The 22,584-nt window shown below is 59.8% G+C and carries 23 protein-coding genes; 10 read left to right on the forward strand and 13 right to left on the reverse strand.

Translation table 11 applies throughout. The features are described 5' to 3' along the window. The first annotated feature begins 84 nt into the window (after nucleotides 1-84). The gene (locus AC07NR_RS18865; RefSeq protein ID WP_495079154.1) at nucleotides 85-600 is read left to right on the forward strand and encodes a DUF6622 family protein; all 516 of its coding nucleotides are present in this window, start codon (nucleotides 85-87) and stop codon (nucleotides 598-600) included. An 18-nt stretch (nucleotides 601-618) separates the two neighbouring features. On the opposite strand, the gene msrA is transcribed toward AC07NR_RS18865, so the two are convergent. From msrA to msrB, 3 genes are read right to left on the reverse strand one after another with little or no spacing between them, the layout of a single operon-like run. After that, a complete protein-coding gene (gene msrA, locus AC07NR_RS18870; protein ID WP_495079155.1) occupies nucleotides 619-1,323 on the reverse strand; it encodes a peptide-methionine (S)-S-oxide reductase MsrA in 705 nt (234 codons plus the stop codon). Between the two features lie 15 nt (nucleotides 1,324-1,338). Continuing rightward, nucleotides 1,339-3,147 carry a cytochrome c biogenesis protein DipZ gene (locus tag AC07NR_RS18875; RefSeq protein WP_495079156.1) on the reverse strand — a complete coding sequence of 603 codons (1,809 nt, stop codon included), beginning with the start codon at nucleotides 3,145-3,147 and terminating at the stop codon, nucleotides 1,339-1,341. A gap of 43 nt (nucleotides 3,148-3,190) precedes the next feature. Further along, entirely contained in the window at nucleotides 3,191-3,709 is a 519-nt protein-coding gene (gene msrB / locus AC07NR_RS18880) for a peptide-methionine (R)-S-oxide reductase MsrB (protein ID WP_119427697.1), read from the reverse strand. 151 nt (nucleotides 3,710-3,860) lie between these two features. On the opposite strand from msrB, the gene AC07NR_RS18885 reads away from it, so the two are divergent. The 3 genes from AC07NR_RS18885 (at nucleotide 3,861) to AC07NR_RS18895 (ending at nucleotide 6,919) form a co-directional block, all read left to right on the forward strand. Continuing rightward, nucleotides 3,861-4,577 (forward strand): response regulator transcription factor, encoded by a 717-nt coding sequence (locus AC07NR_RS18885; RefSeq protein ID WP_114885393.1) that lies wholly within the window; start codon nucleotides 3,861-3,863, stop codon nucleotides 4,575-4,577. Then, nucleotides 4,574-6,094, forward strand: coding sequence for a sensor histidine kinase (locus tag AC07NR_RS18890; RefSeq protein ID WP_495079157.1), 1,521 nt, complete (start codon nucleotides 4,574-4,576; stop codon nucleotides 6,092-6,094). Before AC07NR_RS18885 ends, AC07NR_RS18890 begins: the two co-directional genes overlap by 4 nt. A 120-nt stretch (nucleotides 6,095-6,214) precedes the next feature. Continuing rightward, nucleotides 6,215-6,919 carry a hypothetical protein gene (locus tag AC07NR_RS18895; protein ID WP_423204258.1) on the forward strand — a complete coding sequence of 235 codons (705 nt, stop codon included), beginning with the start codon at nucleotides 6,215-6,217 and terminating at the stop codon, nucleotides 6,917-6,919. A gap of 69 nt (nucleotides 6,920-6,988) precedes the next feature. Here AC07NR_RS18895 and AC07NR_RS18900 read toward each other — a convergent pair whose 3' ends face one another. Beyond that, entirely contained in the window at nucleotides 6,989-7,480 is a 492-nt protein-coding gene (locus AC07NR_RS18900; RefSeq protein WP_085709372.1) for a RidA family protein, read from the reverse strand. Between the two features lie 376 nt (nucleotides 7,481-7,856). Between AC07NR_RS18900 and AC07NR_RS18905 the strand changes: the two genes are divergently transcribed. Next, a complete protein-coding gene (locus AC07NR_RS18905) occupies nucleotides 7,857-8,528 on the forward strand; it encodes an Nmad2 family putative nucleotide modification protein (RefSeq protein ID WP_495079158.1) in 672 nt (223 codons plus the stop codon). 110 nt (nucleotides 8,529-8,638) lie between these two features. Here the strand turns inward: AC07NR_RS18905 and cyoE are convergent, their stop codons facing one another. The 8 genes from cyoE to hmpA form a co-directional block, all read right to left on the reverse strand. Next, a complete protein-coding gene (gene cyoE / locus AC07NR_RS18910) occupies nucleotides 8,639-9,526 on the reverse strand; it encodes a heme o synthase (RefSeq protein ID WP_039765651.1) in 888 nt (295 codons plus the stop codon). Nucleotides 9,527-9,536: 10 nt separating this feature from the next. After that, on the reverse strand, nucleotides 9,537-9,872 hold the full coding sequence (gene cyoD / locus AC07NR_RS18915; protein ID WP_065261339.1) for a cytochrome o ubiquinol oxidase subunit IV: 336 nt from the start codon (nucleotides 9,870-9,872) through the stop codon (nucleotides 9,537-9,539). Next, nucleotides 9,872-10,498 carry a cytochrome o ubiquinol oxidase subunit III gene (locus tag AC07NR_RS18920; RefSeq protein WP_007956720.1) on the reverse strand — a complete coding sequence of 209 codons (627 nt, stop codon included), beginning with the start codon at nucleotides 10,496-10,498 and terminating at the stop codon, nucleotides 9,872-9,874. Before AC07NR_RS18920 ends, cyoD begins: the two co-directional genes overlap by 1 nt. A 3-nt stretch (nucleotides 10,499-10,501) precedes the next feature. After that, entirely contained in the window at nucleotides 10,502-12,532 is a 2,031-nt protein-coding gene (cyoB, locus tag AC07NR_RS18925) for a cytochrome o ubiquinol oxidase subunit I (RefSeq protein WP_114885397.1), read from the reverse strand. A gap of 3 nt (nucleotides 12,533-12,535) precedes the next feature. After that, entirely contained in the window at nucleotides 12,536-13,477 is a 942-nt protein-coding gene (gene cyoA / locus AC07NR_RS18930; protein ID WP_065261342.1) for a ubiquinol oxidase subunit II, read from the reverse strand. A gap of 823 nt (nucleotides 13,478-14,300) precedes the next feature. Continuing rightward, entirely contained in the window at nucleotides 14,301-14,810 is a 510-nt protein-coding gene (locus AC07NR_RS18935) for a disulfide bond formation protein B (RefSeq protein WP_085709370.1), read from the reverse strand. Between the two features lie 25 nt (nucleotides 14,811-14,835). Further along, nucleotides 14,836-15,396, reverse strand: coding sequence for an ester cyclase (locus AC07NR_RS18940; RefSeq protein WP_495079159.1), 561 nt, complete (start codon nucleotides 15,394-15,396; stop codon nucleotides 14,836-14,838). 249 nt (nucleotides 15,397-15,645) lie between these two features. Further along, nucleotides 15,646-16,827 carry an NO-inducible flavohemoprotein gene (hmpA, locus tag AC07NR_RS18945; RefSeq protein ID WP_495079160.1) on the reverse strand — a complete coding sequence of 394 codons (1,182 nt, stop codon included), beginning with the start codon at nucleotides 16,825-16,827 and terminating at the stop codon, nucleotides 15,646-15,648. A 163-nt stretch (nucleotides 16,828-16,990) separates the two neighbouring features. Here hmpA and norR point away from each other — a divergent pair, with 163 nt between their 5' ends. From norR to AC07NR_RS18970, 5 genes are all read left to right on the forward strand, one after another. Next, complete coding sequence (norR, locus tag AC07NR_RS18950) at nucleotides 16,991-18,547, forward strand: nitric oxide reductase transcriptional regulator NorR (protein ID WP_495079161.1); 1,557 nt, start codon at nucleotides 16,991-16,993, stop codon at nucleotides 18,545-18,547. 128 nt (nucleotides 18,548-18,675) lie between these two features. After that, nucleotides 18,676-19,578, forward strand: a complete 903-nt coding sequence (locus AC07NR_RS18955; protein WP_085709366.1) for a chemotaxis protein CheV — start codon at nucleotides 18,676-18,678, stop codon at nucleotides 19,576-19,578. A 27-nt stretch (nucleotides 19,579-19,605) separates the two neighbouring features. Next, entirely contained in the window at nucleotides 19,606-20,064 is a 459-nt protein-coding gene (locus AC07NR_RS18960) for a GNAT family N-acetyltransferase (RefSeq protein ID WP_495079212.1), read from the forward strand. Nucleotides 20,065-20,125: 61 nt separating this feature from the next. Then, the gene (locus AC07NR_RS18965; RefSeq protein ID WP_495079162.1) at nucleotides 20,126-20,443 is read left to right on the forward strand and encodes a hypothetical protein; all 318 of its coding nucleotides are present in this window, start codon (nucleotides 20,126-20,128) and stop codon (nucleotides 20,441-20,443) included. Nucleotides 20,444-20,530: 87 nt separating this feature from the next. Then, nucleotides 20,531-21,280 (forward strand): YkgJ family cysteine cluster protein, encoded by a 750-nt coding sequence (locus AC07NR_RS18970; protein ID WP_495079163.1) that lies wholly within the window; start codon nucleotides 20,531-20,533, stop codon nucleotides 21,278-21,280. Here AC07NR_RS18970 and AC07NR_RS18975 read toward each other — a convergent pair. Further along, nucleotides 21,277-22,341 carry a methyl-accepting chemotaxis protein gene (locus AC07NR_RS18975; RefSeq protein ID WP_495079213.1) on the reverse strand — a complete coding sequence of 355 codons (1,065 nt, stop codon included), beginning with the start codon at nucleotides 22,339-22,341 and terminating at the stop codon, nucleotides 21,277-21,279. The two genes, AC07NR_RS18970 and AC07NR_RS18975, sit on opposite strands and share 4 nt — an antisense overlap. Between the last annotated feature and the right edge of the window lie 243 nt (nucleotides 22,342-22,584).

Below are 22,584 nucleotides of genomic sequence, written 5' to 3' on the forward strand. Positions count from 1 at the left end.
CAGCCTGGGTTCAACAAAAAGCCGACGGTTACAGCGACGCCGACTATTATCCACCTTCCTCTTTTTCAGCACGGATGCTGCGCGATGCTCACGATTCTGCAAAACACCCCGATTCGGGCCTATGTGTTTTTTCTGCTGGTGGTTTATTTCGGCATCAAGGCTTTTTCTCCCCGCCGTGAAAGCCGTCTCTCGATGCTCATCACACCGCCGGCGTTTCTGGCGTGGTCGTTGTACTCCGTGAACTTGACGATCGACCCGGCCTTGTTCCTTGGCAGTTGGTTCGGCGCGCTGTTGCTGGGCAGCCTCTCGGCCTGGCTGGTTTTTTCCCGCAAGGGCGTGGCACTCGACGATACCGCGACGGGGTTGATCATGCCGGGCACCGTGAAAATCCTGATCATGTTCCTGATGTTCTTTTTCGCGAACTATTACTTCGGCTATCAGGATGCGGTAAATCCGCAGCTGGCCGCTTCCCCCGACATGCTGCTGCTCAAGTCCACAGTATCGGGTTTCATGTGCGGCCTGATCAGTACCCGCTCGCTGAAGCTCTACTGGGCACTGCGAACCCTCGCCGCCCGACAGTCGCCAGTGACCGCACAATAACCATTGCATAACCGGTGATCACGACCCGCTTTTCACCAGCACCGGTTTCTCCTGATAACGCTCGGCGAACAACTGCTTCAACTGCGCCACTTTCGGCAGATCGTTGATCACGATGTACGGATAGGTCGGGTGTTCGGTGAGGAAGTCCTGGTGATAGTCCTCCGCCGGATAGAAGCCGTTGTATTTTTCCAGTCGGGTCACGATGGGTTTGCTGTAGGCATGCGCCGCATCGAGCTGGGCGATATAGGCCTGTGCAACGCGTTGCTGATCGGCATTGACCGGGAACAGCGCCGAGCGATATTGGGTGCCGCTGTCCGGGCCTTGACGGTTAAGCTCGGTCGGGTTGTGGGCCACCGAGAAGTAGATCTGCAACAGGCTGCCGTAGCTGACCTGGGTCGGATCGAAGGTGACCTGCACCGACTCGGCATGGCCCGTATCGCCCTCGCTGACCCGTTCATATTCCGCTGTATTGGCCGCGCCGCCGGCGTATCCGGAGACGGCTTTCTGCACACCTTTGACATGCTGGAAAACACCCTGCACACCCCAGAAACAACCGCCAGCGAACACTGCCGTCTCGCTGTGTGCCTGGGTGTTCTCATCAAGAGCTGGCGGTGGAATGACCACGCCTTCCTCGGCACCGAAGGAAAACACCGAGCACTGTCCGATCACCCCGGCCGCTGCGACGCCCAACAACAGACGACGCCAGATAATTCGAGTTTTCATGTCACGCACTCCTGATCAGCCGAAAGTAAAGGCGTAGGCCGACACGCCCGGATCGAGAAACTCGATGCTGAAGGTTCGGTCCTTCACCCCATCGGTTTGCCGCACCAATTGATACAAACGCTGTTCGGTGACCCGACCACTGCCGTCGGGCGCCACGTCGACACCGTGGGCATCGCCCGGCGCCTGACCGTCGATGGTCACTTTGAAGCGCACCGGTTTACCGTCCGTTCCCGGCCCCAGCACAAGATGCAGATCGCGGGCATGGAAGCGGTAAACGATACGGCTGGCCGGCGCGCTGGCGGTGGCACGCTCGGCACCGACTGCCCATTGGCCACCCAGACTCCAGTCATTCAGAGCCAGGTTGATCGGCGTCGTGTAAGCCGCCACCTTGTCAGGCACGAGGCTGGTTTCCGGTACGAAATGTTCCGCACGCTGGTAGCCGACGTAGGTTTCCGGCGACAGCACCTGATTCATGTCCGGCGCCAGCTGCACGCCTTGGGCATCGGCATTGATCAGACCGTCGGCGACAGTTTTCGCACCGGCCTCATGCAGCAATTGCTGGATGACCCGTTCCGATTCGGCGTAGCCCCCTTCGCCAAAATGGTGGTAACGAATGCGCCCCTGGGCGTCGGCAAAGTAATGCGCCGGCCAGTATTCATTGTTGAAAGCGCGCCAGATCTTGTAGTCGTTATCGATGGCCACCGGGTAGTTGATGCCCAGTTCCTTCATGGCTTTGGTGACGTTGCCTACATCACGCTCGAAAGCGAATTCCGGGGCATGCACGCCGATCACCACCAGGCCCTGATCCTTGTACTTCTCGGCCCAGGCTTTGACGTAAGGCAAGGTGCGCAGGCAGTTGATGCAGGAGTAAGTCCAAAAATCCACCAGCACCACTTTGCCCTTCAATGCCTGTGCATCAAGCGGCGCGGAGTTGAGCCATTGCACCGCGCCATCGAGCGGCGGCAACTGACCTTCGACCGGCAGCGAAACCGGTGCCTTGGCGGCCATTTTCATCGCGCCCCCGGCCGCCATCATGCTGCCGTTCGCCGCGTCATCCGTTGCAGGAATCTGCGCCATCATCGTGCCGTTGCCCTGAGGGGATTTGCCCGACAGTTTGCCGACCAGTGCCTGCTCCAGACCTCCGGTGGAAGCCGTCGACACCCGCGCCAGAATCCCGGTGTCGAGGCCCAGCGCGATGGCGGCCACACCGGCCAGCATCGCAGCGCCGAGTCCGCGGCGGATCCACTCGCCGGTGCCGATCGAGCGCTTCATCAGCGCGAAAACCTTACCGCCCAGCAGCAGCGCCGCAGCCAGCGACGTAGCCGCGCCTGCCGCATAAGCGAGCAACAACAGCGTGGTGGCGATGCTTGCCCCTTGCAGCGCGGCACCGGTCAGAATCAAGCCGAGGATTGGCCCGGCGCACGGTGCCCAGAGCAGCCCGGTGGCGACACCGATCAGAAACGACGCGCCGGGACGCGGACGATTGTCTTGGCCGGCGGCCTCCGACAGGCGACTGCCGGCGGACACCAGCGGCCGGGTCAGCCGTTCGGCCAGATGCGGCAGCAGCAGCGTCAGCCCGAACAGTGCAACGAACAGCAACGCGAGCCAGCGACCGTACTGATTGACTTGCACCACCCAACCGCCGCCCACTGCCGCCAGTGTCGCGACGAGGGCGAAGGTCAGTGCCATCCCGGCCAACAGCGGCAAGCCACTCTTGATAAACGGCTGCCCGGTGCGAGCGAAGACAAAAGGCAGAACCGGCAGGATGCACGGGCTGACGATCGTCAGCACACCGCCGAGATAAGCGAGAACCAAGAGCCACATGGTGTCGTCCTGTAGTGAGTGAAGGTTGCAGGCGGGCCACGACTCAAGCCGCCACGGGTTTGAAGGTCATGGCCAGGCCATTCATGCAGTAGCGCAGACCGGTGGGTTTGGGCCCGTCGTCGAACACATGGCCGAGGTGACCGCCGCAACGCCGGCAGTGAACTTCCTCCCGGGTCATGCCGAAGGAGCGGTCCTGGCGAGTAGCCACGGCGTGTTCCAGCGGCGCCCAGAAACTCGGCCAGCCGGTGCGGCTGTCGAACTTGGTGTCCGACGAAAACAGCGCCAGATCGCAGCCGGCACAGGCAAAGGTGCCGGCCCGATGCTCGTTGTTCAGGGGACTGCTGTAGGCCCGCTCCGTGCCTTCCTTGCGCAGCACGTCGAATTGCTCGTCGGTGAGCAGCGCATGCCATTCGCTATCGCTGTGGGTCACTTCGAAAGCCTCGTCGGCGAGTGCCTCACCGACCAGCGCCGAGCCCCCGGATAACTTTGGCAATACACCTGCCAGTAACGCTGCAAGCCCCAGCCCGCCGCCCGTTGCCAGAATCTGTCGCCGTGAAAACATGGCCGTCTCCCAAAATTCCAGATGCCTGTCGTGGAACACAGCCTAGGCTTGGGTTGATCGCCAAATCCTCACGGGAAGTTAAACAATTCGTGATAACTCGCCCGGAGGAAAACCCGCACAATGCGCACATCGCGCCGAAGGATTGAGCTTCATGGAACAGACCAAACGCGTCCTGGTGGTCGAGGACGACCTGCACATCGCCGACCTCATTTGCCTGCATCTGCGGGACGAACAATTCGAGGTGGTCCACAGCGCCGACGGCGACGAAGGCATGCGCCTGCTGCAGCAAGGTCACTGGGATGCACTGATCCTCGACCTCATGTTGCCGGGTGTCGACGGCCTGGAAATCTGCCGCCGCGCCCGGGCCATGGCGCGCTACACACCGATCATCATCACCAGCGCCCGCTCCAGCGAACTGCACCGCATCCTTGGCCTGGAACTGGGTGCCGACGACTATCTCGCCAAACCATTCTCGATGCTGGAGCTGGTGGCCCGGGTCAAAGCCCTGCTGCGCCGGGTAGACGCCATGGCCCGCAACCTGAAGATGGACGCCGGCAGCCTGAGCCTCGACGGCCTGACCATCGACCCGATCACCCGTGACGTCGCCCTCAACGGCCAGCGCCTGGACCTCACCCCGCGGGAATTCGACTTGCTGTACTTCTTCGCCCGCCAACCGGGCAAGGTGTTCTCGCGCATGGACCTGCTCAACGCGGTGTGGGGCTACAGCCACGAAGGCTACGAACACACGGTCAACACCCACATCAATCGCCTGCGGGCGAAGATCGAGGCCGATCCGGCACAACCGGTGCGCATCCTCACGGTGTGGGGCCGTGGCTACAAATTCGGCACGAGTACAGAACAACCATGAAACTGACCCTGACGCAGCGCCTGTCCCTGGTATTCGCCGTTTTGCTGCTGGCGTGCTGCGGCACGTCGGCGTGGTTGCAGGTGCGCTCCAGCCAGATGCATGAGCTGGAGGTGGTGCAGGGTCTGTCCCGGGATCTGGCGCAACACATCGCCCATGACACAGTACTGATGGACAGCAACGGCCTGATGCCCGGCGCGGTGCGCGAACTGTTCAGCCAGTTGATGCTGGTCAACCCGAGTGTCGAGGTGTACCTGCTCGACACCGACGGCCGGATCGTCGGCAACGCGGCGCCGGAAGGACGCCTGCGTCGGCAGACTGTCGACCTGCAACCGATCCGACGACTGCTCAATGATCAACCGCTGCCGATCCTCGGCGACGACCCGCGCAGCGTCGACGGGCGCAAGGTCTTCAGCGCCGCGCCGCTTCAGGTCAACGGCAAGGCAGCCGGTTACCTTTACGTGGTCCTGCTCAGCGAAGCGCACGACCGTTTCGCCGAGCGCGGCGCCACCAGTGCGGCGTTGAATACGGCGCTGCTGTCCATCGGTCTCGTGGCGTTCCTGTGTCTGATTGCCGGTCTGACGGCATTCAACCTGATCACCCGGCCATTGCGTCGGTTGACCGAAACCGTGAGCCAGTTCGACATCGACGGCGCACCGCAATCGCTGCCAATCGCGCCGACGCCTGTGGACAAGTCTGCCGACCCGGACGAAATCGCCGTGCTCGACGTGGCGTTCCGGCAAATGCAAAACCGCCTCGGCGAACAGTGGCGCTCTTTGACCCGTCAGGATCAGGAGCGCCGGGAACTGGTGGCGAATATTTCCCATGATTTGCGCACGCCATTGGCTTCGCTGCATGGTTACCTGGAAACGCTGTCGCTCAAGGACGCCACCCTGTCTCCGGAAGAACGCCGCCGCTATCTGGGGATCGCCCTGGATCAGAGCCGCAAGGTCGGCGGACTCGCGCAATCGCTGCTGGAACTGGTGCGCCTTGAACATGGTTTTGTGCAGCCGGTACTGGAGCAGTTTTCCCTGACCGATCTGGTGCAGGACATCTTCCAGAAATTCGAACTGGGCGCCGAAGCCCGGAATGTCGAACTCAAGGCCAGTTTCAGCGCCAACCTGCCGACCGTCTGCGCTGACCTCGGGCTGATCGAACGGGTGCTGACCAACCTGTTCGATAACGCCTTGCGCCATACGCCACCGGGGGGCGAAATCGAACTCGGCCTGAAACCCCAGGGTGCACTGGTTGAAATCACCGTCAGCGACACTGGCCCCGGCATCGCCGCCGAGCTGCGTGAAGGTTTGTTCCTGCGTCCGTTCAATATCGGCGGCGCGCGACGCGACGGCGGACTGGGCCTGCGGATCGTGCACCGGATCCTGCAACTGCACGGGCGCGAAATCCAGTTGCTCGATGTCGCAGGACGGGGCGCGACCTTTCGCTTCTCCCTGCCGGTGGATCAACAGAATGCCGAACAGTGGATCGTACGTTCGATGAACCTGAATACGCCGGGCAAATAATCAACTCCATCGAGCCGTTGCTCCGTGACAACACCGCCCCGCTCCCCTAAATTAGTCGGCCTGAAAAAGCCCCCCATGCTTTCTCGTCTTATCCCAAGTTAAAAAAGTAGTGAAATTTCAATGTCCGATTTCAACACCGCTGAATCCGTAGTCACCCTGTCGTCCAAAGCGGAATACGAAAACTCCATCAATCTTTCACAACACATTCCACAAGCGAAGATCATCAGCGAGATGGTGCTCGACGCGTTCCAGTCGACCCGCGAGAGCGAGCAGATCCGTGAACTGCGCACCGCGATCCGCCAGGCTCACGATCGCTTCGATGACGATCAGGCCTACGAGCTGATGGGCCAGCTCAAGCGCCTGAAGGACGCCGAGGCGGCCGACATCGCAGCCCTCGAAGACCTGAGCAGCAAGTTCCCGATAAGCCGCATCCTGTCCAGCTTCAAGGACGATCCGGCATTCCAGGAAATCGTCTACGGCCTGGCCCTCAAGGTGCTGAACCAGACCCATCAGGCAATCAGCAACCCGAGCGGCGGCAAGAGCAAAGCCGCACGCGCCAAGAAAGACGTCGAAGTGTTCAGCATCAGCAAGGACGGCATCAGCGTGACCCTGCCAATGCGCACGCCGCGTTCGCGCCTGAGTGTGGATCGTGAGGCGCTGGAATTCCTCGGTTTCACCTTCGTCGGTGAAGGCGAAGAAGCAGAAATCGAAGGCGAGACCTTCGTCGACAACACTGGCACCGAACACGCGATCAACCGCAAGAACATCATCACTGCCCTGCAACAGCAGACCGCATTCGACGGTTACAGCATCGCCGCCCAGTAAGCGCAGCGCTGACGAAAAAGCCCCGCTCTGAATCTCAGGCGGGGCTTTTTGTTGCGCGGCTTTCAGCGATTACGCCGACGGATGTACCGCTGCGATCATGTCGACTTCGATGGCCGCGTTTTTCGGCAACTGATAGACGCCGACGGTGGTGCGTGTATGCCGACCCGCATCGCCCAGCACATAACTGAAAACGTCGGATGCGCCGTTGGCCACTTCGCTGAGGTCGACGAAGTCCGGGGTCGACTTCACATAGACCGTGACCCGCAACAACGCCCTGACCTTGTCCAGCGAACCGACCGCATCGACGATGAACGCCAGGCAACGCATGGCGCTGATGCTCGCGGCGGCTTGCGCGTCCTTGAGCGTCAGCTCCAGCCCGACCCGGCCCGGATACTGAATCTTGCCCTCGGTGCGCGGCACCATGCCACTGATGTACAGCTCATCGTGATGACGCACCAGCGGCGCGTAATTGCCGCCCACCGTGTTCTCGCCATTGATGTCGTAATTCAGCTCTTTTGCCAGGGCAATGAAGCGTTCGTCGCAGGTCATCCTCTCAGTCATTTCGCCCAGCCTTTTGATCAGTGCATGAAGAAACGCAGATTGAGACCGAGGTTCGCTGACAATGGTATTAAGTAGCACCGTCGATCTGAGTGGATCCAAATCTAGGTCTTTTGCCAACTGATAGCAACCAGCCTCCACGGGCGCCTGAGCAGCCGTGCCGCGACTAACAGCCATCTCATCTATGCCTTGCATCAACTCCTCGAACAGATTGCGCTTGTTCATCCAGCTACCTCAGCAATCCTGAACGGTTTTACAACAATTGAACCGAGCATAAAGACGAAAAAGCATGCGCGCAGTAGGAGCCATCTCTATTTCTAGACAGCTCTTTCCCAGATGAAGTAATAACCTGAATATTCGAATCGGGCAGGAGGCACTGATGACTTTATTCAGCTACAAGATGACTCATGACACAGGTTTTGCTCCTAACCCCTTTGGACACACGCTCACCCTCGCTACGTGTAAACCAGCCATTCGTGAAAAAAAGAAGGTAGGCGATTGGGTAGCAGGATTCACGTCATACACGCTGAACCATGATCCTGTTGGTGAAGAACGGTTGGTGTTTTTGATGCGCATTGGAGAGAAATGTCATTTACGTGATTACTTCAGCGATCCGCGCTTTCAAAACAAGATTCCATTACCTCACCTGAGCGACCCCGTTTTGAAAGCTGGAGATAATATTTATCGCCCACTCGTACCCGGCGCAACAGAGTCCTTCCACTTTGAACAACTAAAAAATATTAGTCATTGGGGAGTATGTGGTCCCGATCTGGATCATCTGAGAGAAGACATTTCTGGGCAGTTCGTGTTAGTCGCAGATATCTTTTTTTACTTCGGCGCTTCTCCGTTGACCATTCCGTCCTCGTGTCGGCCCAAGGTACCTAAAGGCCAAGCAAATCACGGATATCGGACGCAACCTGATAGGGCTGAACGCTTCCTCAACTACATTCAAAGCAATTACAAGCCAGGAATACATTGCAACCCCAAAAATCTACTGAGTGACGGATTGAAGGGCGCAGGTTGCAAAACACCTACCCTCAAACCGTGTTAATTAAAGTGCCTTTAACGATACTCCGATAATTTAGGCGCCCTTGAATTCGATCCAACAAAAAACCCCGCTCATCTCTCGATGAACGGGGTTTCTCGTACAACGTTCGAACCTTACGGCGCGTACGTCAGCAGCAGCTCGGTCGGCACCTTGAAGTCCAGGGACATCATGACGCTCAACGCGGTGATGGTGAAGATCGAGAACACGAACAGCTTGCGTGCCCAGACCGTGTCATCCACCGCCTTGTAGCCGGTCCAGGCCATGTACAACCAGTACATGCCCATGGCCGCGGCGACGGCGAGGTAGCTCATGCCGGCGTAGCCGCTGAAGGTCAGCATCAGGGTCGCCACGAGGAACGCCAGGATGTAGAACAGGATGTGCTTCTTGGCCACCTGGATCCCTCGCTTCACTGGCAGCACCGGAATCGATGCGGCCAGGTAATCGTTGAAGCGGAAGATCGCGATGGCGTAGGAATGCGGCATCTGCCACAAGCTGAACATCACCAGCAGGGTCAACGCGGCCATGTCGAAGCTGTTGGTCACGGCCACGTAACCGATCACCGGTGGCATGGCGCCCGACAGACTGCCCACCAGCGTGCCGTGAACCGACTTGCGCTTGAGGTACAGGCTGTAGAAGCCGACGTAGATGATGAAGCCGATCACGGCGAACAGGGCAGCCAACGGGTTGGCCACCTTGTACAGCAACGCAACGCCGGCGACACCCAGGACGGTCGCATAGACCAGGGCCAGTTTCAGGGAGATAAGGCCCTGGACCAGCACCCGGTTCTTGGTGCGTTCCATCTTCAGGTCGATGTCGCGGTCGATGCAGTTGTTGAACACGCAACCGGAGGCCACGACCAGGGAAGTGCCGATCATGGCGGCCAGGAACACCGCCAGATCTACATGCCCTTTCGAGGCCAGGAAGAACCCGCCTGCCACAGAAAGCACGTTACCGAAAATGATCCCCGGTTTGGTGATTTGGATAAAGTGCTTGAGCGACATCGGGTCTACCTCACTTCGCCATCATGAACGTGTGGATGCTGAACATGATCCACAGCGACAGGCCGACCAGCAGCAGGATCACGATGGCCGTAAAGACGAACGCAATCACGTTGTTACGTTGGGCAACGGAGCGGTCCAGGTGCAGGAAGTAATACAGGTGAACGATCACCTGGATTACCGCGAACAGCAGGACGATTGCCAGCGTGGTGGATTTCGGCAGGGTCGGGAACATCACCAGGCCGAACGGGATGACGGTCAGGATCACCGACAGGATGAAGCCGATGGCGTACGACTTTACGCTGCCGTGGCCAGCATCATGGCTGTCATGGGAGTGTGCATTAGCCATTACAGGGTCCCCATCAGGTAAACAACGGTGAATACGCAGATCCACACCACGTCCAGGAAGTGCCAGAACAGGCTCAGGCAGCTCAGACGGGTCTTGTTGGTCGCCGTCAGGCCGTGCTTGTTGACCTGGTACATCATGATGCCCATCCAGATCAGACCCGCGGATACGTGCAGACCGTGGGTACCGACCAGGGTGAAGAACGCCGACAGGAAGCCCGAACGGCTAGGACCGAAGCCCTCGGAGATCAGCAGGTGGAACTCGTTGATCTCCATGGCGATGAAGCCTGCGCCGAGCAGGAAGGTCATGAACAACCAGCCCAGAACCTGCTGCTTTTTACCTTTGTACAACGCCAGCATGGCGAAGCCGTAGGTGATCGAACTGAACAACAGCAGAGCGGTTTCGCCCAGCACGTATGGCAGTTCGAAGATGTCGTGGCCCGACGGGCCACCGGCAACGTTGTTTACCAGTACCGCGTATACCGCGAAGATCGACGCAAACAGAATGCAGTCGGTCATCAGGTAGAGCCAGAAACCGTATACGGTCATCTCGCCCGAGTCGTGGTGATGGTCATCGTGCCCATGGTCATGGCCATGGGCGTGTCCAGCATTGGTCACTAAGTTCGACATTGTTTAAGCCTGTTCCAACTTGGTTTCAACACGGGTCGCGGAAGCAGGGATCTTCCCGGCCGCTACCAGACGCTTGTGCTGCTCGGCTTCGATGCGCTCGATCGTTTCAACCGGAACCATGTAGCCCTGGTCGTCACGTGCAGCGTGGATCACGAAGTAGATGACAGTGCCGGCCAGGCTGGCGATCGCCAACCACCAGATGTGCCAGATCATCGCGAAACCGAATACGGTCAGCAGTGCGCCCATCACCACGCCAGTGGCGGTGTTGTTCGGCATGTGGATCGGCTCGTACTTGGCCGGAGTCTGGTACGCGGTACCGTTTTCCTTGGCTTCGGTGAACGGGTCGATGCAGTCAGCCTTAGGCAGCACAGCGAAGTTGTAGAACGGAGGTGGCGACGAAGTCGACCATTCCAGGGTATGGGCATTCCACGGGTCACCGTGTTCGCACATGTTTTCCGGCTTGTTGCGGTCACGTACCGATACGTACAGCTGGATCAGCTGGCAAGCGATACCGACAGCGATCATCACCGCACCGAACATGGCAACGTACAGGTACGGTACCCACTCAGGGTTGGTGGTGGCGTTCAGACGACGGGTCATGCCCATGAAGCCCAGAGCGTAGAGCGGCATGAACGCGACGAAGAAGCCCGAGATCCAGAACCAGAACGCTGCTTTACCCCAGCCTTCGTGCAGCTTGAAGCCGAACGCTTTCGGGAAGTAGAAGCCGAAACCTGCGATGTAGCCGAATACCGCGCCGCCGATGATCACGTTGTGGAAGTGCGCGATCACGAACAGGCTGTTGTGCAGAACGAAGTCAGCACCCGGGATGGCCAGCAGTACGCCGGTCATGCCGCCGATGGCGAAGGTCACCATGAAGCCCAGGGTCCACAGAACCTGGCTGGTGAAGCGCAGACGGCCCTGGTAGATGGTGAACAGCCAGTTGAACAGTTTCACACCCGTCGGGATGGAAATCAGCATCGTCGCCAGACCGAAGAAGGCGTTGACGCTTGCACCCGAACCCATGGTGAAGAAGTGGTGCAGCCAAACCATGAAGCCCAGTACCGAGATCGCGCCCGAAGCGTAGATCATCGAGTGGTGGCCGAACAGTTTCTTGCCGGTGAAGGCCGAGATCACTTCCGAGAAGATGCCGAAGGCCGGCAGGATCAGGATGTAAACCTCAGGGTGGCCCCATGCCCAGAACAGGTTGACGTACATCATTGGATTGCCACCAAGTTCATTGGTGAAAATGTGGAAATCCATGTAACGGTCAAGGGTCAGCAGTGCCAGGGTAGCGGTCAGGATCGGGAACGAAGCCACGATCAGAACGTTTGCCCAGGTGCAGGTCCAGGTGAAGATCGGCATGTCCATCAGCTTCATGCCAGGGGTACGCATTTTCAGCACGGTCGCGAGGAAGTTAACCCCGGTTAACGTTGTACCCAGACCCGATAGCTGTAGCGCCCAGATGTAGTAGTCCATCCCCACGCCAGGACTGTATTGCAGACCCGACAGCGGTGGATAGGCAACCCAGCCGGTCTTGGCGAATTCGCCGACGCCCAGGGACAGGTTGATCAGCACGACGCCGGACACCAGCAGCCAGAAGCTCAGGGAGTTCAGGAACGGGAACGCAACGTCACGGGCGCCGATCTGCAGCGGCACTGCAAGGTTCATCAGGCCGGTGAAGAATGGCATCGCCATGAAGATGATCATGATCACACCGTGAGCGGTGAAGATCTGGTCATAGTGTTCAGGTGGCAGGTAGCCAGGCGAACCCTCGGTGGCCATGGCCAGCTGGGTACGCATCATGATGGCGTCGGCAAAGCCACGCAGCAGCATGACCATGGCAACGATGATGTACATCACGCCGATTTTCTTGTGGTCGACCGACGTCAGCCACTCGGTCCACAAGTAAGTCCACTTCTTGAAGTAGGTGATTGCAGCGAACAACGCCAGACCACCGAGCGCGATCATCGAGATGGTGACCATCACGATCGGCTCGTGGAAAGGGATCGCTTCCCAACTTAATTTACCAAACATCGTTTACTCCTCTGCCCCGGCAGCTGAATGCGAATTCGAGTCCATATCCGTTGCCGCCACTTCTTTCTCTTTCTTCTCGTGCTTCAGCGGCTTGCCCGGTTTCATGCCTTCGTACTTGTCGACGATGGTCTGGAACAGGTTCGGCGTGACCGAGGAGTAGAGCTCGACTGGATTGTTCTGGCTTGGCTTGGCAAGGGCTGCGTATTCAGCTTGTTCAAGCTGTTTAGGTGCCTTTTTGACTTCACTTACCCAGGCGTCGAAATCTTCCTGAGAAGTTGCGATCGCTTTGAATTTCATACCGGTGAAACCAGCGCCGCTGTAGTTGGCGGAGATACCGTCCATTTCAGCGTTGCGGTCAGCGATCAGGTGCAGCTTGGTGGTCATGCCCGCCATCGCGTAGATCTGGCCGCCCAGGCCCGGGATGAAGAACGAGTTCATCACCGCGTCCGAAGTGATCCGGAAGTTGACTGGCGTGTGCGCCGGGAACACGATCTTGTTGACCGTGGCGATGCCTTGTTCCGGGTAGATGAACAGCCACTTCCAGTCCAGCGCGACCACTTCGATGGTCACAGGCTTGACGTCGGATTCGATCGGACGATACGGATCCAGCGAGTGGGTCGACTTGTAGGTGATGTAACCCAGGGCAATGATGATCAGGACCGGAATGGTCCAGACTGCCACTTCGATCTTGGTCGAGTGCGACCATTTCGGGGTGTAGACGGCGTTCTTGTTGGAGGCGCGGTACTTCCAGGCGAACAGGAAGGTCATGACGATGACCGGCACAACAACCAACAGCATCAGCAGCGTAGCGGTGATGATCAGGTTGCGCTGTTCCAGGCCGACCTGGCCCGTTGGATTGAGCAAGGTCATGTTGCAGCCTCCCAGCAACAACGTGCCGAGCAGCGGCACTAGGCCTAGTAATCTGGGGTACCTGTTTTTACTCATCTCACGACCTCTAAAGCAGCTTGCGCAATGCAGTTGGGTTTTGATCGCCAACACTTCACCCTGCCAAGGGTTGGCATTTTCTTTGGATTGAATAAGGGCCGCCCGTCGCGCGTCAGACGCTCGACAAATCCTGGGACAGCGGTCAGTTCTTATTCGAATTCGTGGTCAAAGGCCTTGTTACAGACCAATTCCATTTGGTGCGGAAAGTTGGAAGGCACCGACACCTGGGTGTCTCGCAAGCCTTTCGGCCCCTCGACACCCGACTTCCTGCTCAGTTCCTTATAAAGGTTGAACAGTGCCGGGAATTCAGTGCGGGCGATTGTAGATAGGTAGCGCCCTATACACCATGTCTTATCCCGAAATAATTTTTATCGCTCAGAGCAACAATCCATCACCGTTTTTGCAAAAGTTCCGCATGTTATCGAAATCGATTCTCAACAAAAACACCAAAAAATGTAGGTGTACCTGGCTCGGATCAGACAGTTCCGAAGACTTTTTCCGACACCGTGAAGCGCTTAAACCCCGATAACCCAAGGGCTTTGGCCAATTGCCACAGGTTGTTAAAACTGCCTGTTCCGGCACCAGCGTCCCAAAGCCGAAAAACCCTGAAACAGACCAATCCTTTTTTGTAACAACACTCCAATCCGGGCCTGCGCAAGACACTGCGACACGGTGTGTGTGACAACATGTCGCACACCTGTCGCACCGTCCCTTGCCGTTCGTCACGACGTTTTCACAAAGACCCTGAAATGCAAAACGCCTCGATTTGCGTCACTGCAAATCGAGGCGTTTGTGTTATCGGCGCAGGGGCCGAAAAGTTGATTCAGCGCAATGCCTTTCGGTTGCGCGAGGTCAGCAGCGGCACCAGGATCACCACCAGCACGAAGGCCACCAAGGCCCATTGCGCCAGCGACAGACCGAGGATCGGCGGGTACGGCGTCGAGCAGAAACCATCGACCTGGAAGCCCAGCGGGAAGATCTTCGCCAGCGGCAGGTCATCGACGATCGGTTGCAGCACATCGATGCCGCAACTCACCGCCGGGTAGAACTGGGTGTACACGTGATGGCCGGCGACACCGGCTCCGGCAATCGCGCAAATCACCACCAGCACCTCGAACACGGTAATGCTGCGGCGGGTGCGCATGGCCGCGCCGATGAACGCGAACAGCGCGATCAGCAGCAATGCATAACGCTGCAGGATGCACAGCGGGCATGGCGCCTCGCCCAGCACGATCTGCATGTACAGCGCGCCACCGATCAGCGCCAGGCAGATGACGCCCAGCAACACCAGATAGCGCCGTTCACGTCCCAATCGAATCGTTTCCTCGCTCATCGCGTTTCCCTTTCATGTCCATGGTTCAGCTGGCCGGCGGCTGCGCTTGCAGTTGCGCCATCAGGCTGATGTTGTCTTCGATATGCCAATTGGCCGCGATGCGACCGTTGTCGATCTGATAGATATCGGTTGCCCGGAAGTCTACACGCTGGCCCTGCCCTTTGAGAGCCTTGAACGTACCGGTGAAATGCCCGCGAAAGTGCAGATGCACCACCACGCGATCACCGGCGACGATCATTTGTTCGATCTCGCAGCTCAGGTCCGGCACCGCCGTGCGAAAGAACTTCGACGCCAGCAGCGGTCCGGTCGGCCCTTGCACCCGGCCTTCCGGCGGGGTCTTGTCGACAAACCGCGGCGACAGGGCTGCAGTGGCCAACGCCTCTTCGCCCGTGTTCCAGAAACTGCCGTAACGCCGCGCCGCCAGTTCCATTGCATCACGCTGGGCCTTGGGCAGGCTCTGATCGACGATCAGGGTCTGCGGCTGGATCAACGCGGATTCGGCAAAGGCAAACGGACTGGCCAGCAAGGCAACCGACAGGCCCAAAGTGGCCAGGCTGAAACGACGGGAAGAGGCGATGTGCGACATGGGGGCGATCCTGATCATGTAAACGAACGAGCGCCTATCATCAGCATCGGGGAATAAACGATAAACCGGTTAAGAAACGATTAACCTTTAAACAGAATTTAAGAATCAAGTTAGCGGCGCCCCCATCGCGGGCAAGCCCGCTCCCACAGGTTCGGCGTCGTTCACAGATATTGTGTACGACATGAATTCTGTGGGAGCGGGCTTGGTCCGGGCGGCGATCCGACGATACAGACGACTCGGTCTTAAGGGTTATTCCAGTGCCGCCGCCGGCCCGAAGAACTCATACCGGCTCTGCTTCTCCGGTACACCCAGCGCCTTCAGATGACGCTTGATCGCCCCCATGAAGCCTTTCGGCCCGAGGAAGTAGGCGTCCACATCACGCTGTTGCGGCAGCCACTCGCCCAGTTGTTCCTGGCTCAGCAACCCGACCTTGTCCGCCGCCGGGCTCACGCCGTCATCTTCGGCGTAGCAATAGAAACGCTTGAGCTGCGGATGGCGCTCGGCCAGACCGTCGATCCAGTCACGGAACGCATGCACGCTGCCATTGCGCGCACAGTGAATGAAGTGCACCGGACGCTCGGTTTCCAGCGCCGCTTCCAGCATCGCCAGGGTTGGCGTGATGCCAACGCCGCCGCTGATCAGCACCAGAGGTTTGTCGCTGGCAGTCAGAGTGAACTCGCCCGATGGCGGGAACAGCTGGATGCTCGCACCGACATGCAGTTGATCGTGCAGGTGATTGGAGGCGCGGCCTCCCGGTTCACGCTTGACGCTGATGCGGTACTGGCCTTTGTTAGCCAAGGCCGACAGCGAGTAATTGCGGCGGATTTCTTCGCCGTCGAGGATCAGCTTCATGCCGATGTACTGGCCTGGCTCGGCTGCGAGAATCGGGCCTTTGTCCGCCGGCTCAAAGTAGAACGAAATGATTTCCGCGCTCTCCTCGACCTTGGCCGCGACGATGAACTCCCGCGCTCCGCGCCAGCCGCCGACAGCCTGTTCTTTCTGGTCATAGATGGCGGTTTCGGCACCGATCAGGATTTCGGCCAACTGACCGTAGGCCGCGCCCCACGCACTCATCACTTCAGGCGTGGCAATTTCATCGCCCAGCACTTCGGAGATGGCGCGCAGCAGGCAGGTGCCGACGATCGGGTAGTGCTCCGGCAGAATCTGCAACGCCACGTGCTTGTTGATGATCTTCGCCACCAGATCGCCCAACTGGTCGAGTTGATCGATGTGGCGAGCGTACATCAACACACCGTTGGCCAGGGCGCGAGGTTGGTCACCGCTGGCCTGGTGTGCCTGGTTGAACAACGGGCGGACTTCCGGGTACTCGGAGAGCATCATGCGGTAGAAGTGGGTGATCAGCGCTTCACCACCGCTTTCCAGCAGAGGCACAGTGGATTTGACGATGGCACGATCCTGGACGCTAAGCATAAGGGTGACTCCTGAGCTTTCTCTAAAAGTGCCTTATGTATTCCAGTAATCGTGCCAACTATTTTTTCTATATAAATCAATGATTTGAAATTTATGTAGTCAGATCGACACAAGCACCTTTATAGTCGCTTCGACTACAACGCGTCTCTTTGACTACAAGCCTATGTCCGCCAAATCACTGCTTACCGCCCTGCTCCCGCTGGTTTCCGACCTGTCCCGTGAATTGCCCGAAGGCGAGCGCTACCGGCGGCTGCTCGAAGCCATGCGCGCCTTGCTGCCGTGCGACGCTGCGGCACTGTTGCGTCTCGACGGTGAATGGCTGGTGCCGCTGGCGGTGGATGGGCTGAGCACCGACACCCTGGGTCGGCGCTTCAAGGTCAGCGAACACCCGCGCTTTGAAGTGCTGCTGGCCGGCGAAGGGCCGACCCGTTTCGCTGCCGACAGTGATTTGCCCGATCCGTATGACGGACTGGTCGATGGCCTCGACGATCACCTCGAAGTCCACGACTGCCTCGGCTGCCCGCTGTTCGTCGATGAAAAACTCTGGGGCCTGATTACCCTGGACGCCCTCGATCCCGAGCGTTTCGAACCCATCGAACTCGACGCGCTGCAAGCCTTCGCCAGCCTCGCCTCGGCCACTGTCAACGCCGCTGAACGCATCGAGCGTCTGGCGACTCGCGCGGAAGACGAACACCAGCGCGCCGAGGTCTATCGCCAGGCCAGCGGCCAGCAGAACCGCGAAATGATCGGCCAGAGCAAGGCCCACAAACGGCTGGTGGAGGAAATCAATCTGGTCGGCGGCAGCGACCTGACCGTGCTGATCACCGGGGAAACCGGGGTCGGCAAGGAACTGGTGGCCCAGGCGATCCACGCCGCCTCCCAGCGCGCCGACAAACCGATCATCAGCCTCAACTGCGCAGCCCTGCCGGACACGCTGGTGGAAAGCGAACTGTTCGGCCACGTACGCGGCGCTTTCACCGGCGCCACCAGCGACCGGCGCGGCAAGTTCGAACTGGCCAATGGCGGCACGCTGTTTCTGGATGAAGTCGGCGAGTTGTCGCTGACGGTTCAGGCCAAACTTTTACGCGTGTTGCAGAGCGGCCAGTTGCAGCGTCTGGGGTCGGACAAGGAGCATCAGGTCGATGTGCGCCTGATCGCTGCGACCAACCGCGACCTGGCCGAAGAAGTGCGCAGCGGCCGCTACCGCGCCGACTTCTACCATCGCCTCAGCGTCTACCCGTTGCGAGTACCGGCACTGCGTGAACGAGGTCGCGATGTGTTGCTGCTCAGCGGTTTTTTCCTGGAACAGAACCGCTCTCGCATGGGCCTCAACAGCCTGCGTCTGAACAGCGATGCCCAGGAAGCGCTGCTGGCCTACACCTGGCCGGGCAATGTGCGGGAACTGGAACACCTGATCGGGCGCAGCGCACTGAAGGCGCTGGGTAACTGCAAGGTGCGGCCGAAGATTCTCAGCCTGAGCGCAATGGATCTCGATCTGCCGCGCGAGGTTGTGGATAACTCGCCGGAGCCGGCCAGTGCCGTCGCTTCACTGCCTTTGATTTCCGGGGATCTGCGCACCGCCACCGAGCAATATCAGCGGCAGTTGATCAGTGCCGCACTCGGGCGCAATCAGGACAACTGGGCCAGCGCCGCCCGCGAACTGGGGCTGGACCGGGCGAACCTGGGGCGACTGGCCAAGCGGCTTGGCCTGAAAAGCTGAAAGATCCGGCATCGGAACACCACCCGACAACTAACCTAAAGCCCAACCTTTTGACGCCGATAACCCGGCATCAATAGTTTCTGGCGATTTCCACCCTCGCCCACCACCTTTTTCCACAGAAGGTTTTTATGTCTTCCAACAAAGCCCGCGCAGATTCACTTTCGCTTCTGCTGTTTACCTTGCGCAGCGGCAAGCTGATGGCGATCAACCTGCTGAAAGTCAGTGAAATCATCCCCTGCCCGCCGCTGACCAAGCTGCCGGAGTCGCACCCCCACGTCAAAGGCATCGCCACCCTGCGCGGCGCTTCGTTGTCGGTGATCGACCTGAGCCGCGCCATCGGCGAGCGTCCGCTGGAAGACCCGAACGGCGGCTGCCTGATCGTCACCGACGTCAGCCGTTCGAAACAGGGTCTGCACGTGCAGGCAGTGAGCAAAATCGTGCATTGCCTGACCACCGACATCAAACCGCCGCCGTTCGGCTCCGGCGGCTCCCGCGCCTACATCACCGGCGTGACCTCGGTGGACGGCACGCTGGTACAAGTGCTGGACATCGAAAAGGTCATCCACGGCATCGCCCCGGCGCAGATCGACATGGCCCCGACCGAGCTGAGCATGGAAGACGCCGAAGTGCTGGGCAACGCGCGGATCCTGGTGGTCGACGACAGTCAGGTGGCGCTGCAGCAATCGGTGCACACCCTGCGCAACCTCGGCCTGCAATGCCACACCGCCCGCAGCGCCAAGGAAGCCATCGACTGCCTGCTGGACCTGCAGGGCACGGCGCAGCAGATCAATTTGATCGTCTCCGACATCGAAATGTCCGAGATGGACGGCTACGCCTTTACCCGGACCCTGCGCGAAACCCCGGACTTCGCCCACCTCTACGTGCTGCTGCACACCTCGCTGGACAGCGCGATGAACAGCGAAAAGGCACGGCTCGCCGGCGCCAACGGCGTGCTGACCAAGTTCTCCTCGCCGGAGCTGACCCACTGCCTGATCGAAGCGGCCAAACACGTCGCCGCCCAGGGTTACTGAACCTTGAGCGAGACCTTCTGCTTTCTGATGCGGCGCGACCTGGGCCAGGACGTGCCGGCCATCGAGTGGCCGAACGGCATCGAACTCACCGCCTACAGCGTTGAACGAGCGGCCGCCGTGCATGAACTGATGCAGATCGGTTACCGCGAAGGCGGTGGTCGTGTGCCCGCGCTGGACGTCTGGCAGCAACAATATGAAACGGACGCCGAATACGATCCGGCGCTGTGTTTCATCGCCAGCGATGCCGACGGCGTCATCGGTGTGGCGCAATGCTGGACCAGTTCCTACATCAAGAATCTGGTGGTGCACCCTCGCGCCCAGGGACGAGGATTGGGTCGGGCGTTGCTGCTGCATGCGTTCAAGGCGTTTCAGGATCGGCGCGAGGGCTTTGTCGATCTGAAGGTGCTGGAAGACAACCTGCGGGCGCGACAGCTGTATGAAAAGTCTGGAATGTATGTGGTCCGCCGAGAATTGGTGCCGGACTGACAAACTAAAATCCTGCGGCATACTCAAACCCTGGCGATCAACCTCCAAGGATGCCCGAACCATGAAACGCCTCGTCCTCTCCGTACTTTGTTTCATCGCCCCGCTTGCCCACGCCTCCAGCCCCGACGCCTGGGCGGCGTACGACAAAGCCGTACTCGCCAGTTGCACCAAGGCCAGTGGCCTGAAAGACGCCAAACCGGTTGGCACCCCGGCGCAATTCGATGACCGCGTGGGCTACACCGCGCTGTTGCTGCAAGGCCAGTACCCGCAAAAACACATGAAGGGCCAGCAAGGCACCGAGCTGTGCCTGTACAACAAAAAGTCGAAAACCGCGTTCGTCACCGAATGGGACTCGATCCGCCCGACCGCCAAACCCTGAGCGAATGGCGCACAACTTGCTTCACTCCGGGCCTGTACGGCGGCTTTATGTCGCCGATTCACACCTTGATTGAAGATTGCCCGCTCAATGAATACGACCTTTTCCTGCGTAGGTTGCGGCAAATGCTGCACCGATCACCATGTGCCCCTGACCCTGGCCGAAGCCCGCATGTGGGCGGCCGACGGCGGTCAGGTGATCGTGCTGGTGGAGGCGTTTCTCGCCAACGGCCTGGGTTTGCCGGCGCAACAGCGTGAGCACGCGCAACGTCGTTCGGCGGTAGTGCGCAGCGGCACGTCCGACGCCCACGTGGCGATCACCTTCGCCGCCTACAACGTCGGTCCCTGCCGGAATCTTGACGAAGACAAGCTGTGCCGCATCTACGAGCGCCGGCCGCTGGTGTGCCGCATCTATCCCGCCGAAATCAATCCGCACATCGCGCTTAACCCTGCCGCCAAGGACTGCCCGCCGGAATCGTGGGAACAGGGGCCGGAGCTGATCGTCGGTGGCGAACTGGTGGATCAGGAACTGGTGACGCTGATCCAGCGCTCGCGTCAGGCTGATCGCGATGACATCCGGATCAAGGATGCGATCTGCGGGCAACTGGGGATCCGTACCACGGCACTCAAGGGCGACGGGTTTACCGCGTATCTGCCGGATATGGGCGTGTTTGCTTCGGTGATCGATCAGGTCACGGCGCAACCACTGGCTGCCGGAGACAGCGAATGGCTGTTCCATGTATCCGGCGATGACATCGCCGGGCAAATAAGGGCGGCAGGCGCTCAAGTGGTCACCGAACCGCCGCAGACCTACGCGTTCATTTCCCTGCGCGCGGCCTAGGATCCCTGCCGCCGCCCCCAGAACTCCCGCGCCAGCGAACGCAAATCCCCCGCCAGCCCCGCCACGTCCTGTGAGTTGAGCTGGCTCTGGCGCCCCTCATCCACCGTCAGCTCGCACGCCGTGCGAATACTGACAATGTTGCGATTGATGTCCTCGCTCACCGCGCTCTGCTCCTCGACCGCTGCGGCAATCTGCAGGCTCATCTCGGTGATCTGCTCGACTCGCCCACTGATGCCATCCAGTGCCCGGGCCGCGCGTTGCGCCTGTTCGACGCTGTTATCCACATGCTCGCTGCTTTGCTGCATCACCAGCACCGCATCCCGCGCGCCGTTCTGCAGGGTGCTGATCATCCGTTGAATCTCGTTGGTCGACTGCTGGGTGCGCTGGGCCAGACCCCGCACCTCATCGGCCACCACCGCAAACCCACGCCCGGCATCCCCGGCCCGGGCCGCTTCGATCGCGGCGTTGAGCGCCAGCAGATTGGTCTGTTCGGCGATGCTGCGAATCACTTCCAGCACCCCGGAAATCTCGCTGCTGTGACCTTCGAGCTGATGAATCACCTCGGTCGCCCGGCCCAACTCCTCAGCCAGCCGCAACACCGCACTGCGACTCTCGCCAACCAGCAGATGACCTTCACGGGTTTCCGTCCCCGCCATATCCGCCGCCACCGACGCCTGCTGCGCATGGCTGGCCACCTCGGCCACACTGGCCGCCATCTGATGAATCGCCGCCGCCACCTGATCGGTTTCCGCCTGCTGCGCCAATGTGCTGGTATGACTGCTGTGCAGATGATCCACCAGCTGCGCCGCATGCCCGGCCAGCCGTTGCGACGCATCGCCGATCCGCCCGACCACCGCGCCGACCTGGGCCTCGAGCATCTGCAAGGCGAACTCGATCTGCCCGAACTGATCCCGCCGCCCGGTATAAATGCCTTGGCTCAACGGGTTGTCGGCAATCTGTTTCGCGCGCTCAGTCAGTCGCTCCAGCGGTCGCAACAACCAGCTCACGCCCAGGGCAGACGCACCACAACCGGCCACCAGCGCAGCGGCCTCGATGCCCATGGACTCCGGCCGCAGCCAGGCTTCAATCCCCAGCACCGCTGCCAGCACCGAACTGGTCAACGCCACAATCCGCGCCCGCAAGTCCAACACCGGCAGCCGCTGCCAACGCGACACCCGCTCGCCACGCAACTGCGCGTAAGCCCGTTCCGCCGCAGCAATCTGCCGCGCATCCGGCCGCGTGCGCACCGACTGAAACTCCACCGCCGCACCGTTCTGCGTGACCGGCGTGACATAAGCACTGAC

This window comes from Pseudomonas sp. GW821-FHT09C09 (genome assembly GCF_059418105.1).